Annotated in this window: 12 protein-coding genes and 2 other annotated features (1 of these 14 only partly in view); all 12 genes read left to right on the forward strand. The window is 38.3% G+C overall.

The window, feature by feature from the left end:
- Positions 1-11: 11 nt before the first annotated feature.
- The 12 genes from polA (at position 12) to thrS (ending at position 13,914) form a co-directional block, all read left to right on the forward strand.
- Positions 12-2,648 (forward strand): DNA polymerase I, encoded by a 2,637-nt coding sequence (polA, locus tag M5A78_RS16475; protein ID WP_248736372.1) that lies wholly within the window; start codon positions 12-14, stop codon positions 2,646-2,648.
- A 15-nt stretch (positions 2,649-2,663) separates the two neighbouring features.
- Positions 2,664-3,491, forward strand: a complete 828-nt coding sequence (gene mutM, locus M5A78_RS16480; protein WP_248736373.1) for a DNA-formamidopyrimidine glycosylase — start codon at positions 2,664-2,666, stop codon at positions 3,489-3,491.
- A 106-nt stretch (positions 3,492-3,597) separates the two neighbouring features.
- Positions 3,598-4,233: a sporulation membrane protein YtaF gene (gene ytaF / locus M5A78_RS16485; RefSeq protein ID WP_248736374.1), complete on the forward strand. Its 636-nt coding sequence runs from the start codon at positions 3,598-3,600 to the stop codon at positions 4,231-4,233.
- Between the two features lie 95 nt (positions 4,234-4,328).
- The gene (coaE, locus tag M5A78_RS16490) at positions 4,329-4,934 is read left to right on the forward strand and encodes a dephospho-CoA kinase (protein WP_248736375.1); all 606 of its coding nucleotides are present in this window, start codon (positions 4,329-4,331) and stop codon (positions 4,932-4,934) included.
- Between the two features lie 164 nt (positions 4,935-5,098).
- Positions 5,099-6,130 carry a glyceraldehyde-3-phosphate dehydrogenase gene (locus tag M5A78_RS16495; protein WP_248736376.1) on the forward strand — a complete coding sequence of 344 codons (1,032 nt, stop codon included), beginning with the start codon at positions 5,099-5,101 and terminating at the stop codon, positions 6,128-6,130.
- Between the two features lie 527 nt (positions 6,131-6,657).
- Positions 6,658-7,032: an adenosylmethionine decarboxylase gene (speD, locus tag M5A78_RS16500; RefSeq protein ID WP_248736377.1), complete on the forward strand. Its 375-nt coding sequence runs from the start codon at positions 6,658-6,660 to the stop codon at positions 7,030-7,032.
- Positions 7,033-7,142: 110 nt separating this feature from the next.
- Positions 7,143-7,541, forward strand: a complete 399-nt coding sequence (locus tag M5A78_RS16505; RefSeq protein WP_248736378.1) for a hypothetical protein — start codon at positions 7,143-7,145, stop codon at positions 7,539-7,541.
- 90 nt (positions 7,542-7,631) lie between these two features.
- On the forward strand, positions 7,632-8,093 hold the full coding sequence (gene nrdR, locus M5A78_RS16510; protein WP_248736379.1) for a transcriptional regulator NrdR: 462 nt from the start codon (positions 7,632-7,634) through the stop codon (positions 8,091-8,093).
- Between the two features lie 108 nt (positions 8,094-8,201).
- Positions 8,202-9,587 carry a replication initiation and membrane attachment family protein gene (locus M5A78_RS16515; RefSeq protein WP_248736380.1) on the forward strand — a complete coding sequence of 462 codons (1,386 nt, stop codon included), beginning with the start codon at positions 8,202-8,204 and terminating at the stop codon, positions 9,585-9,587.
- 13 nt (positions 9,588-9,600) lie between these two features.
- Complete coding sequence (dnaI, locus tag M5A78_RS16520) at positions 9,601-10,527, forward strand: primosomal protein DnaI (RefSeq protein WP_248736381.1); 927 nt, start codon at positions 9,601-9,603, stop codon at positions 10,525-10,527.
- A 167-nt stretch (positions 10,528-10,694) separates the two neighbouring features.
- Positions 10,695-11,576, forward strand: a complete 882-nt coding sequence (ytxC, locus tag M5A78_RS16525; protein WP_248736382.1) for a putative sporulation protein YtxC — start codon at positions 10,695-10,697, stop codon at positions 11,574-11,576.
- Between the two features lie 86 nt (positions 11,577-11,662).
- Positions 11,663-11,909, forward strand: a binding site (T-box leader).
- Positions 11,910-11,979: 70 nt separating this feature from the next.
- Complete coding sequence (gene thrS / locus M5A78_RS16530; RefSeq protein ID WP_248736383.1) at positions 11,980-13,914, forward strand: threonine--tRNA ligase; 1,935 nt, start codon at positions 11,980-11,982, stop codon at positions 13,912-13,914.
- Positions 13,915-14,084: 170 nt separating this feature from the next.
- Positions 14,085-14,182: a sequence feature (ribosomal protein L20 leader region), on the forward strand; it runs 35 nt beyond the window's last position.

The raw sequence follows: 14,182 nt of genomic DNA on the forward strand, positions 1-14,182 counted from the left end.
GGGTGAAATAGGTGGATAAGAAAAAGCTTGTACTGATTGACGGTAATAGCATTGCCTACCGTGCTTTTTTTGCGTTACCCCTGCTGAATAATGATAAAGGAATACATACGAATGCTGTATACGGCTTTACTATGATGCTGATGAGAATTTTGGAAGATGAAAAACCGACGCATATACTTGTAGCATTTGATGCTGGAAAAACAACCTTCCGTCATAAAACTTTTGGGGAATATAAAGGTGGAAGACAGAAAACTCCGCCGGAATTATCAGAGCAATTTCCATTTATTCGTGAACTATTAGATGCCTACGGAATATCAAGATATGAGCTTGAAAATTACGAGGCAGATGACATTATCGGTACACTTTCTTTAAACGCTGAAAAAGATGGTTATGAGGTAAAAGTTATTTCTGGGGACAAGGATTTAACCCAGCTTGCTTCTCCCGCTACAACCGTAGGAATCACTCGAAAAGGGATTACCGATATTGAAGAATATACCCCAGAGCATGTTGCGGAAAAATATGGCCTTACCCCAGAGCAAATTATCGATATGAAGGGCTTAATGGGTGATACTTCCGATAATATCCCTGGTGTTCCAGGAGTTGGTGAAAAGACAGCAATAAAGCTGCTTAAAGAGTTTGCAACGCTGGAAAATTTGTTGAACTCCATTGATAACGTAACTGGAAATAAACTTAAGGAAAAGCTGGAGGAATTTAAAGACCAAGCATTAATGAGCAAAGAATTTGCCACGATTGAAAGGCAAGCTCCTGTGGAAGTGGATATAGAAGCTATTGCTTATGAAGGTTTTACGCGAGAAAAATTAGTGGGCTTATTTAAAGAGTTAGGCTTTCATTCGTTATTGGACAAATTAGGCGAAGATCCAACTGTCACGGATGAGCCAGTTCTTGAGGACGTTGACTTTATCATCCCATCTGAAATAACGAAAGAGATTTTTGCGGACAACAATTATTTTTATGTGGAAATGCTTGATGATAACTACCATTATGCTGATATTATTGGTTTCTCGGTTGTAAATGAAAAAGGACATTTCTACTTGCCAACCGAGCAAGCGTTGCAATCGGATGTTTTTAAAAAATGGGCAGAAGATGAAGGGAAAAAGAAAACAGTTTATGATGCCAAGCGTTCGGAGGTTTCCCTAAGAAGATATGGCATCCATTTAAAAGGAGCCAATTTTGATATATTGATGGCTTCCTATATCATAAATCCTTCAGAAAATATTGAAGATCTCGCCGCGATATCGAAAAGATACGATATCCATAATATCCAGTCGGATGAATCGTTTTATGGAAAAGGAGCGAAACGAAGGGTTCCCGAAGCGACGAAGCTTGCTGAGCACCTGATTCGGAAAGGCCTTGCAATGTCTGATTTAAAAGGAAAACTAGAAGATGAATTAAGAAATAATGAACAATATGAATTATTTACGGATCTTGAAATGCCGTTATCACTTATTTTAGCCGATATGGAATCATGCGGCATTAAAGTAGAACGAGACCGTCTCCAGATGATGGGAAAAGAGCTAAATGAGCGATTAATCGAAATTGAAGAGAAAGTTTGTGAATTGGCTGGTGAGAAATTTAATATCAACTCACCTAAACAACTCGGAGTTATCTTATTTGAAAAGCTGGGCCTGCATTCGTTTAAGAAAACGAAAACGGGTCATTCGACGTCAGCTGATGTTTTAGAAAAATTAGCAGATGATCATGAAATCATTGAGCATATTCTCCTTTATCGACAGCTAGGTAAGCTCCAGTCTACCTATATTGAGGGTTTGCTTAAAGTGATCAATCCAAAAACGGATAAGGTCCATACAAGATACCAGCAAACCTTAACAGCAACAGGCAGACTAAGCTCGATTGATCCAAATCTGCAAAACATCCCAATCCGTCTTGAGGAAGGACGTAAGATTCGTCAGGCCTTTGTCCCATCAGAAAAGGGGTGGGTCATTTTTGCAGCAGACTATTCGCAGATTGAACTTCGCGTTCTTGCGGACATTGCTGGAGATGAAAAGCTGATTCAAGCTTTTAAAGAAGATATGGATATTCATACGAAAACAGCCATGGAGGTATTTCATGTCGAAATGGATGAGGTAACCTCAAATATGAGACGTCAGGCAAAGGCGGTAAACTTTGGAATCGTCTATGGAATTAGTGATTATGGTCTTTCCCAATCCTTGGGAATCTCACGGAAAGAAGCTGGTCAATTTATTGAGCGGTACCTTGATACCTATCCTGGCGTAAAGGAATATATGGATGACATCATTCACTCAGCCAGACAAAAAGGGTTTGTGACCACATTAATGCAAAGAAGACGATATCTTCCTGAAATTACCGCCCGTAATTTTAATATCAGAAGCTTTGCCGAAAGAACAGCGATGAACACCCCAATTCAAGGAAGTGCCGCGGATATAATCAAAAAAGCGATGATTGATATGGATGAGGCATTAAAAGATAAACGCTTAAAAACCAGGCTTTTACTCCAAGTGCACGATGAATTGATTTTTGAAGCACCAGAGGATGAAGTAGAAATTCTAAAAAGTTTAGTTCCTTTAGTGATGGAGAATGCCCTTGAATTGAAGGTACCGTTGAAGGTGGATTACGCTTACGGGCCAACATGGTTTGACGCGAAATAAAAAGGGAGGATTTGAATGCCAGAACTGCCTGAGGTAGAAACCGTACGGAAAACATTAAAACATTTAGTTCTCAATAAAACAATTGATACTATTACCGTCTACTGGCCAAAAATCATCAAACATCCTTTAGAAGTAGAACAATTTATTGATGCCTTAAAAGGAGAGACGATTGTTGATGTCGGTCGGAGAGGGAAATTTTTACTAATCTATACTAATCATTATGCATTAGTATCTCACTTACGAATGGAAGGGAAATATGGGCTTTATCCTAAGCATGAGCCCTTTGATAAACATACCCATGTGCTTTTTCACTTTACCGATGAAACAGAATTAAGGTACCGGGACGTTCGTAAATTTGGAACGATGCATTTATTTAAAAAAGGGGAAGAATTTCTAAAACCACCACTAATTGACCTTGGTCCAGAGCCTTTTTCAGAGGAATTTACCGAAAAGTATTTGGCTATGAAGCTAAAAAAAACAAACAGGAAAGTTAAGCCGGCATTATTAGATCAAAAATTATTTGTCGGGCTAGGAAACATATATGTCGATGAGGCGCTTTTTCGGGCAGGAATCCACCCCGAACGTCTTGCTAATACTCTAAATGAAACTGAAATTGTCATTCTCCACCGTGAAATTGTTACTACTCTAAGTGAAGCGGTCAATAAAGGCGGTAGTACAATTCGCTCCTATGTTAACTCTCAAGGTGAAATAGGCATGTTTCAGCTTGAGTTATATGCATATGGACGTGAGGGAGAAGAGTGTAAAAGATGTGGTACACCACTTGAAAAAACAAAAGTGGGAGGTAGAGGTACTCACTATTGTCCAATCTGCCAGAAGTTATAAAAGGATGTAGAGAGTGGAGAATCGATAAAATGGAATAACATTAACCTTGGATGGGCTTCTTCCATATACTATCTTAGTGATTTTGGAGGAAGGAGTCCTAGACAGCATGGTTCAGTTGTTCTCACTTTTCATTTTAGCTTTTGCCCTCAGTCTTGATAGCTTTAGCGTAGGATTTACTTATGGTCTGAGGAAAATGGTAATGCCGAGTAAGTCAGTTCTTATTATTGCAACATGCTCGGCTGTTTCTTTAATGATTGCCGTGTCAATTGGGCATGTTCTCGAAAAAGTTTTATCACCGAGCATCACGGCAAGCCTTGGAGGAGTCATTCTGATAGCTCTTGGGGCCGGGGTTATGTATCAATATTTCCGGCCAGAGAAAGAAAAAGAAAACTTAAAACAAGAAAAGACCATTGTGAATTTTGAAATACGCTCCCTTGGATTAGCGATTAATATCTTGAAAAAGCCTATGTCTGCTGATTTTGACCAATCCGGTACGATTACAGGAATTGAAGCGTTGATGCTAGGCCTTGCGCTGTCTTTAGACTCTTTTGGAGCAGGGATTGGGGCTGCAATGCTTGGCTTCTCCCCCTTCTATTTAGCCATTACCGTTGCGATCATGAGTTCACTATTTGTTCTTTTAGGAATAAAAAGCGGAACTTTTTTTCATCGGTTTGAATGGATTCAAAAGTTTACGTTTTTGCCAGGGGTCCTATTAATTATGATAGGGATTTGGAAATTATGAATAAGAAAAGTGTAAGTGTCTGAAATGTGGTGCTGAAGCTAGGCAATTATCAACGTTCAAAGATATATTCTGAAATTATTAGGAAGGACTTGAACATGGCACTAGTTATTGGTTTAACAGGCGGAATTGCCAGTGGAAAAAGTACGGTATCCAATATGTTAAAGGAAATGGATATCTCAATTATCGATGCAGATGTGGAATCACGCCTAGCGGTAGAAAAAGGAGAACCAGCCTACCTTAAAATCATCGCTGAATTTGGTAAGGAGATTTTATTGGAGGATGAAGAAATCGATAGACAAAAACTTGGTTCCATCATTTTTCACCATTCTGAGAGAAGAAAGCTCTTAAACGATATTGTCCATCCAGAAGTAAGAAGGAGGATGAACAAACAAATTGAAGTCGCCAAACTGAACAAGGAAAAAGTCATTGTTCTGGATATCCCATTATTATTTGAAAGTAAGCTAACCAATATGGTGGATAAAACCATACTTGTTTATGTGGACAATGAAACGCAATTGCAAAGATTAATAGAGAGAAATAATCTAACTACAGTTGATGCTGAGGCAAGGATTCGCTCTCAAATGCCTTTGTCGGAAAAAGTAAAGTTGGCAGATGAGGTCATTGACAATAATGGATCAGTCATGGATACCAAAAAGCAACTCATTGATATATTAAATCGATGGGGAATCAATCAGAAATGAATGTGAGAAGGGGCCAACCTTCTCTTTTTTTTGTTAATAAGTTATCTGAATTATAAAACATAAAAAAATCCGCCTTTTATTCATCACAATTAAACCTAAATATGTTATACTAATTACGATAAAACAAGTCATAAGTATAACATTAATGCGGAAGGGGCCGTAAAATGAAGGCGAGAATTGCAATAAATGGTTTTGGGAGAATCGGGAGAATGGTTTTTAGAAAAGCCATCCTTGAAAAAAAGTTTGAGATTGTTGCGATCAATGCGAGCTATCCGGCAGAAACATTAGCTCATTTACTTAAATATGATACAAACCATGGACCTTTTCAGGGAGATATAATTCCTTTAGATAATGAGTTAATCGTTAATGGAAAAAGAATCAAGCTATTAAGTAAGCGAAATCCCGAAGAACTTCCATGGAGAGAACTTGGTGTTGATATCGTTATTGAAGCTACCGGAAAGTTTAATTCCAGGGAAAAAGCCGCACTTCATTTAGAAGCAGGAGCCAAAAAAGTAATCTTGACAGCTCCGGGAAAAAACGAGGATGTTACCATTGTGATGGGTGTTAATGAAGATATGCTCGATATTACTGAGCACGATATTATTTCCAATGCATCCTGTACCACAAACTGTCTTGCACCGGTAGCAAAGGTGTTAGACGAAAAGTTTGGTATTGAAAGCGGTTTAATGACAACTATTCATGCCTATACAAATGACCAAAAAAATATCGACAATCCACATAAAGATTTACGTCGGGCCCGGGCATGTGGACAATCCATCATTCCTACAACAACAGGGGCTGCGAAAGCGTTATCACTTGTTTTACCGAAGTTAAAGGGGAAATTGCACGGAATGTCACTTCGTGTTCCTACACCAAACGTTTCACTGGTTGATTTAGTTGTCGACCTTAACCACGATGTGACGGTTGATGAAATCAATCAAGCATTTATTGAGGCTGCAAATGGTCGTTTAAAAGGTATTTTGGATTTCACCATGGAACCTCTTGTGTCAGTAGATTTTAATACAAACGAACATTCTGCCATTATAGATGGTCTTTCGACAATGGTGATGGGAACCAGGAAGGTAAAGGTTTTAGCTTGGTACGATAACGAGTGGGGCTATTCCTCACGTGTTGTTGATCTAACTTTAAATGTGGCAGAGAAAATTGCAAAATCGTCACAGATGAAGGTTGGATAACTTAAAAAAGCAAGATTAAGCTCCAAAAGATAAAATCTAGAAAACAAAAAAGCTGTCGATTGACAGCTTTTTTGTTTGGAAAAGGGGCAGAGCGGCGCAAAAATGATCAGCTTATCTAGTGTAAGTTAAAAACACTTTGAATTAGGTGAAGCTCAGCTTTTCTCACCGCATTATTATGTTATTGTACTACTCATATCTGATTTATTTTCTATAATGGGGTAGGAAATTGAAACTCAGGTTTGTTTTTTGTACCATTTAGGACAATTTTGCATAAAATAGCTGTGTAAATTAATGTTTTTTTATTATAATGCTTCAGCCTTTTTTAATAATAATTTTTGTTTTGATAGGTTGCAAAATAAATATAAACAAAGTATACTAGTCATCGTGAACTTCTTGAAATTAGGTATCAATTAGCTACTTAAAGGGTTAGGACCTCTTTGGACTAACTTTCCCCCGTGGTAGTTCAAAGATACCGTCAATAACAGGATTTTAAGAGGGATCACAAAAAGCTTAAGGGGGAATTAAATATGGAAACAATGGGACGTCACGTCATCGCCGAGCTTTGGGGATGCGACTTTGAAAAATTAAATGATATGGACTTTATTGAAAGAACTTTTGTCGAAGCTGCTCTTAAATCAGGTGCAGAAATCCGTGAGGTAGCATTTCATAAATTTGCTCCACATGGTGTAAGCGGAGTGGTCATTATATCTGAATCGCACCTTACAATTCACAGCTTTCCGGAACATGGATATGCAAGCATTGATGTGTACACATGTGGAGATTTAAATCCGAATGTTGCTGCTGACTATATTGCTGAAGCGTTAAATGCCGAAACACGTGAAAATATTGAAATTCCGCGTGGTATGGGTCCTGTAAATGTAAAACAGGCAAAGGTACTGTAATTCTTTATAAAAATTAAAGCAAAGAGGTGTATGTAATTGTACACCTCTTTTTATATTTTTACAGAAAATGTTGTAAACTAGAATAAAGCGAAGATGAACGGAGTGGTTGTATGGCTATTTTAATAAATTTATTTACTCGTTTTAAGAAGCAAATCGAAACTTCTGATCACCACACCGAGGATGCACTGAAGACTCATTACTATAAGGCAACGTTTAATCAATTGTTTGCAGCGGTTGATAAGATATTTCATGAGGATGCCGATTGCCGGGTGACGACAGTGTCCAAGGAGCATGGGGAGATTGCTGTCGAAGTCAGTAAACCGTTTTCCTGTTTCTTGATTGTTACCATTGTGTCTGTAAGGCCGATGGAAACCGCCGTGGACTTTAATATTTCATCTGAGAGATTTTCACTTTTCGGCACCTATCCTGATTTAAAAAAACGGATTAACTCATATTACCAACGAATTAATCAAGTACATACCTTATTAGGAACAGGAAAAAACTCATAACACTTTTACTTGTATACAGATACTCTTTTTTATAAGATAAAAGTAGGAATTTGTTCGGGATTGATTGTGTAGATTTGGAGTTGATAAATAATGAAATGCCCTTCATGTCAAAATTATGGTACACGCGTGCTTGACTCTCGACCTGTTGATGAAGGACGTGCAACAAGAAGAAGACGGGAATGCGAAGAATGCGGATATCGATTTACAACCTTTGAAAAAATCGAAGAGATACCTTTAATCGTAGTAAAAAAGGAAGGTACGAGGGAAGAGTTCAGCCGTGAGAAAATTTTGCGAGGCTTGATTAAGGCATGTGAGAAGCGGCCTGTTGCTCTAAAGGAATTAGAAGATATCACGCATGGTGTTGAAAAGGACCTTCGCAGTCAGGGAATTTCTGAAATTAAAAGTGGAGCGGTTGGCGAAATGGTGATGGACAGGTTGGCCCATGTCGATGAAGTTGCCTACGTAAGATTTGCCTCTGTTTACCGCCAATTTAAAGATATAAATGTCTTTATTGATGAATTAAAAGAATTAATCAAAAGAGAAAAATCCTAAGGAGCTAAAGAGGTCTTTAGCTTTTTTTAACTAGGAGCTCGAAGTACACTAGCCGCTGGGCACTGGAGCTAGACAGTAATCTAACTAATAGGGGAAAGTTGGAATGATATGGCGCAGCATTGGCAGGAAATTCTTCCTATCGACCGTTATAATGTAGCTTCTAATGGGCTCTTGCATGAGTATGACCGAAAAGTGCTGACGTTTTTATATCAGCCTTTGATTGGATCCACATGCTATAGTTTGTATATGACTCTTTGGGCAGAACTCGAGGAAAATCGACTTTGGTCTGAATCTTCCACCCACCATCTTTTAATGAATCTGTTAGAAATGAATTTAAAGGATATTTACGAAGCAAGATTAAAGCTAGAGGGCATTGGTTTATTAAAGGTCTATGTCAAAACGAATGAAGAGGAAAGGTCCTTTATTTACGAACTGCATCCTCCGTTAAATCCTGAGCAATTTTTTTTGGATGGGATGCTAAATATTTATCTTTATCGAAAAATAGGAAAAAATCATTTTGCCCGGCTTAAACGTTTTTTTACTGACAAGCAAAAACCAAAGGAAAATGAGTATCATGAGGTTACGGCTGCTTTTCAAGATGTGTTTGCCTCGGCCGCACCAGAGAGTCTTCAATACTTTCAGGACGTATCCGCAGATGTTGAAGCGGACGAAAATCAACAATTAATTGGCCGAAATGAAACAAATCCACTCCAAGTTGATATCAATACGTTTGATTTTAATTTGTTAGCAGCGGGTCTGAATGAATCGCTTGTCCCCCAAAGAGCACTGACACCAAAGGTGAAAAATGTTATTAGTAATCTTGCGTTTCTTTATAATATCAATCCAATTGAAATGAAAAATTTCATCTTAGGTGCCATTAATCCGAATGATGAAATTGATATTGAGGACTTAAGAAAAGGAGCTCGTGATTGGTATCAATTTGTCAATTATGACCAATTACCGAGCCTTATTAATCGAACACAGCCGGTTGCCCATCAAGTTCAAGTAACCGAGCCAAAAACACAGGAAGAAAAATTAATTCGTTATTATGAAACGACCCCACCACTAATCGTATTTAAAGATCTTTCGGGTGGAGTAGAACCTTCCAATTCCAATTTAAAAGCTTTGGAAGAAATTATGATTAAGTATAAACTTCCCCCAGGTGTTGTAAATGTAATGATTGAGGTTGTTTTGATAAAAACGGATATGAAATTTACAAAGGGATTTGTCGAAACAACTGCTAGTCATTGGGCACGAAAGCAAGTAAAAACGGTTAAGGAAGCGATGGAACTCGCAAAGAACGAGGATCGCATTCGGACTGATAGCAAAAAGGCTGGAAAGGGAGCGAATAAAAAGCCAATTCGGACAGAGCTAATTCCCGATTGGTTTAATGAAAGCTCAGAAGACGCGAACAAAGATACTTCTCAAGGAAACAACTCAGATGAGGCGAAAAAGCAGGCAATTAAAGAAAAATTAAAGGCATTCAGGAAGTAGAGGTGACAATTTAGTGGAGAAAATAAATAAAACAATGCAGCGGCTAGCTTCTAATGAAAATTTTCAAAAACGCTATGAGCAGCAGCGACAACAAGTCCTTCAACATCCGGATATTAAAGCATTTTTAGCTCAATATCAAAATGAGATTACTCAAGATATGATTGAAAAAAGTATGAGCAAACTATACGAATATACAAACCAAAGCAAGGATTGCGACCGCTGCGAAAGTCTTGAAAAATGTATTAACTTTATGAAAGGGTATCACCCTGAATTGGTTGTTACCCGAAACTCCATCGATGTTGTTTATAAACGCTGCTCAAGAAAAATGATGATGGATGAAAAAAAGAAAAATGAAAAGTTAATCAAAAGTCTTTATGTACCGAGAGATATACTTGAAGCTACCTTTGAGGATTTTGATGGGGACTCAGGAAGGCTGGATGCGGGTGATAAAGCTGCGACATTCTTAATGAATTATGAAACAGGTAAAAAGGCAAAGGGCCTATATCTCCATGGGAAATTCGGTGTAGGGAAATCCTATTTGCTAGGGGCAATTGCAAATGAACTTGCGAAGAAACAGATTTCCTCAATGATCGTCTATGTACCTGAATTATTAAGAGAGATGAAAAGCTCAATCGCCGATTCTACTTTAAACGAAAAAATTGAAGCACTGAAAAAAGAACCGATTTTAATGCTTGATGATATTGGGGCTGAAGGCGTATCAAGCTGGACAAGGGATGAGGTACTGGGACCAATCCTGCAGTTCCGAATGCTTGAAAGTTTGCCGACATTTTTCACCTCAAACTTTAATTTTGGGGAGCTGGAGCATCATCTAACCTACAGCCAGCGCGGCGAAGAAGAAAAAATGAAGGCAAGGCGAATTATGGAGCGGATTCGAACGCTGAGCGAACCGGTTCTAGTAGACGGTCCAAATCGTAGGTAAGGATTAAATCGAGAAATATTTATGAAGGATCACTGAAAAATGTCAGTGTTCCTTTTTTTGTATAATTTATTTTAGTATTTGTTAAAAGCCTGTGTTAGTGAACGTCTATTTTGGTCAAGTCCCCCATATATATTTAAAACAGAGATTTGCTCAAAGGGGGGATTTGGTTGGCGGAAATCATCTTCCAAAGCAAAGTGGAAGCACAAACATTTTATAACCACTTGCTGAAGTACTTACCATATAATCGACACAAAGAAACTTTTCTTCTTTTAGAAGATCGACATATAGTAAAAATTTTAGATGACTGCTTAACTATGAATAGGATTAGTTTGGTCAAAACTGCCTTTTATGATTTTATCACGAATATCAAACGGGATGAATGGTTCAGGGAAATAGTAACAAGCCATTATTATTATGAAGATGTAGAAGAGCAACAGCAAATTATGGAGATTATCTATTCTGTTCTTGAAGGGAAAAGGGAGGATCTTGCTGTTTTCTTAAAAGAAACAAACGATGAAACAAGTTTTATTAAGGCAGCAATCCATCACATTTTTCAGGATAATGTTTCCTTTTCCTTTGACTCTTTTCTAAAATTCCGCTTGCGTCCTTACCTCCATCTGTTGGAGTCCTATGTGGAAATTGCCATTGATGAATATAAAATGGAGCAGGAATATCAAATGTTTGTACAAATGCTCAGAGACTTTTTGACGAATCGCGAGCCAAAAATGGACATTCTTCATTTGCTTTTTGATGAAGGAATCACTTTTTATAATGAACTTTTAGTTGAGATTAAACGTGGTGAATTAACAAGAATGATTGACCGTAAATTACTAGTTAATCATCCTGTTTACGTTGATTCCGTCTCAATTGCACCGCTTTTATCGCTTGCGCCAACCACTATTTTTATTTATACGAAAGACCCTGAAGAACCGCTTGTTCGAACAATCAAAAATATCTTCGAAGAAAGAGTAACCATTAAAACGTTTGAGGATCTCCGTGAGATGAAACAATGGGTCGCGAATAATAATTCTTCAGAAAATCATGGATAAAGTAAAGTAATGGCAATATTTAGTTATATGTCCCTTGCTTTTTCAAACTGAAATCATTATAATAACCTACATAATAAAAAATTACAGTAACAGTTATGATAAGGATAACAGTATTTTTTACGGTTTATAGAGAGGGGGGCCGCGGCTGAAAGTCTCCTAACACGAAAAATATACTTACCACCTTTAAACTTCAACAGTGAACACTTCCTCTTTCGATGAGGTAAGTAATTGTTGACGGCTACCACCGTTACCGGACCAAAGTCATTTTCAGTGATGTGCATTGAAAATGAAAAATTGGGTGGAACCACGTGTTAATCAAAACTCGTCCCTATTCCAGGGATGGGTTTTTTTATTTTTTAAAAGCGCACCTTTTATGGCGCTTAAATGAATAGGAGGAATTGTTATGTCAGACGTTGTAAAGATTTCGTTTCCTGATGGAGCAGTAAAGGAGTTTCCAAGAGGAACAACAACGGAAGATATTGCCGCATCCATTAGCCCTGGCCTGAAGAAAAAAGCGATTGCCGGTAAATGGAACGGACAAATGTTTGATCTTCGCCGTCCAATTCTAGAAGACGGTTCCGTAGAAATCGTTGTACCTGATTCAAGTGATGCCTTAGAGGTTTTGCGCCACAGTACAGCGCACCTAATGGCACAAGCTATTAAAAGGCTGTATCCTGGTGTAAATCTTGGTGTAGGACCCGTCATCGAAGGTGGATTCTATTATGATATGGATCTTGAGGAATCATTAACACCTGAAGACCTGCCGAAGATTGAAAAAGAAATGGCGAAAATCATCAATGAAAACCTTGAAATTATCCGTAAAGAAGTAAGCAGGGATGAGGCAGTTCAGCTTTTTAAAGAAATGGATGATCCATTTAAGCTTGAACTCATTGAAGTGATTCCTGATGAGGAAACGGTAACACTTTACCAACAAGGTGAATTTGTTGACCTGTGCCGCGGTGTCCATGTTCCTTCGACAGGAAAAATTAAAGAATTCAAATTGTTAAGCATTGCTGGTGCTTATTGGCGCGGAGATAGCAAAAACAAAATGCTGCAACGTGTTTATGGAACAGCCTTCTTTAAGAAGGAGGATTTAGCTGAACACCTTCGATTGCTTGAAGAGGCGAAAGAGCGTGATCACCGTAAAATTGGGAAAGAATTGAGCCTTTTCACTACTTCCCAATTAGTTGGACAAGGATTACCGTTATGGCTTCCTAAAGGGGCAACTATCCGCCGTATCGTAGAGCGCTATATTGTCGATAAAGAAGTACGCCTGGGTTATGACCATGTTTATACTCCTGTAATGGGCAGTGTGGATCTTTATAAAACTTCAGGTCACTGGGATCACTATCAAGAAGACATGTTCCCGATAATGGACATGGATAACGAGCAATTAGTTCTTCGTCCAATGAACTGTCCGCATCATATGATGGTGTATAAAAATAGCATTCACAGTTATCGTGAACTTCCGATTCGGATTGCAGAATTAGGGACGATGCACCGTTATGAAATGTCAGGAGCATTATCCGGATTGCAGCGTGTTCGTGGAATGACTTTAAATGATGCTCATATCTTTGTTCGACCTGACCAAATTAAAGATGAATTCAAACGGGTTGTTAACCTTATATTAGCTGTATATAAAGACTTTAATTTGAATGATTATTCCTTCCGTCTTTCCTACCGGGACCCACAGGATACTGAAAAGTATTTTGATGATGATGCGATGTGGGAAAAAGCACAGGGCATGTTGAAGGAAGCGATGGATGACCTTGGACTTGATTATTATGAAGCAGAAGGAGAAGCTGCCTTCTACGGCCCTAAGCTTGATGTTCAAGTTAGAACTGCGTTAGGGAAGGATGAAACCTTATCTACTGTTCAATTGGATTTCTTGTTGCCGGAGCGGTTTGATTTAACTTATGTCGGCGAAGATGGCAAGCCACATCGTCCGGTTGTTATCCACCGTGGTGTAGTTTCAACAATGGAACGGTTTGTCGCCTTCTTAATCGAAGAGTACAAAGGAGCATTCCCAACATGGTTGGCTCCAGTGCAGGTTCAAGTCATTCCTGTATCGCCTGGCGCGCATTACGATTATGCAAAACAAGTTCAGGAGCAGCTGCAAAATGAAGGCTTCCGCGTCGAATTGGATGGCCGTGATGAAAAAATCGGCTATAAAATCCGTGAAGCACAAATGAAAAAAATTCCATATATGCTGGTTGTTGGCGATAAAGAGGTTGAAGATCAGGCCGTCAACGTTCGCAAATATGGTGAGCAAAACTCAGAAACAAAGCCGTTTGCCGAGTTTCTCGCTTCCATAAAAGCTGAAGTTAAAAAAGGATAAATTTTTTGAAAAGAGAGGGGGTCCTCTCTTTTTGTTTGACAGAAATAAAAAAATTCTATTGAATAATTTTTTGTTTCTTGATAAAATAAATTTCGTTGTCATGAAAAGTAAGTTTGACATTACATCTTTGCTTATGATATAGTTACTAAAGTAAAATTGAATACTTGTTTTGGGAAAAGAAGAAGCACCCGCTTCTCACCTGATTGACGCGATTTAAGCAGTTGGCAGGTTTTACGTGAACTTTTTGTTTATTACTTATGTTCTGTAA

Source organism: Neobacillus rhizosphaerae (genome assembly GCF_937468385.1).
GTDB lineage: Bacteria > Bacillota > Bacilli > Bacillales > Cytobacillaceae > Neobacillus > Neobacillus rhizosphaerae.

What these genes read in the sequence shown, in the direction of transcription:
- mutM (WP_248736373.1), top strand. Translation starts at nt 2,664, where the DNA reads ATGCCAGAACTGCCTGAGGTAGAAACCGTACGGAAAACATTAAAACAT.
- ytaF (WP_248736374.1), top strand. Translation starts at nt 3,598, where the DNA reads ATGGTTCAGTTGTTCTCACTTTTCATTTTAGCTTTTGCCCTCAGTCTT.
- coaE (WP_248736375.1), top strand. Translation starts at nt 4,329, where the DNA reads ATGGCACTAGTTATTGGTTTAACAGGCGGAATTGCCAGTGGAAAAAGT.
- M5A78_RS16495 (WP_248736376.1), top strand. Translation starts at nt 5,099, where the DNA reads ATGAAGGCGAGAATTGCAATAAATGGTTTTGGGAGAATCGGGAGAATG.
- speD (WP_248736377.1), top strand. Translation starts at nt 6,658, where the DNA reads ATGGAAACAATGGGACGTCACGTCATCGCCGAGCTTTGGGGATGCGAC.
- M5A78_RS16505 (WP_248736378.1), top strand. Translation starts at nt 7,143, where the DNA reads ATGGCTATTTTAATAAATTTATTTACTCGTTTTAAGAAGCAAATCGAA.
- nrdR (WP_248736379.1), top strand. Translation starts at nt 7,632, where the DNA reads ATGAAATGCCCTTCATGTCAAAATTATGGTACACGCGTGCTTGACTCT.
- M5A78_RS16515 (WP_248736380.1), top strand. Translation starts at nt 8,202, where the DNA reads ATGGCGCAGCATTGGCAGGAAATTCTTCCTATCGACCGTTATAATGTA.
- thrS (WP_248736383.1), top strand. Translation starts at nt 11,980, where the DNA reads ATGTCAGACGTTGTAAAGATTTCGTTTCCTGATGGAGCAGTAAAGGAG.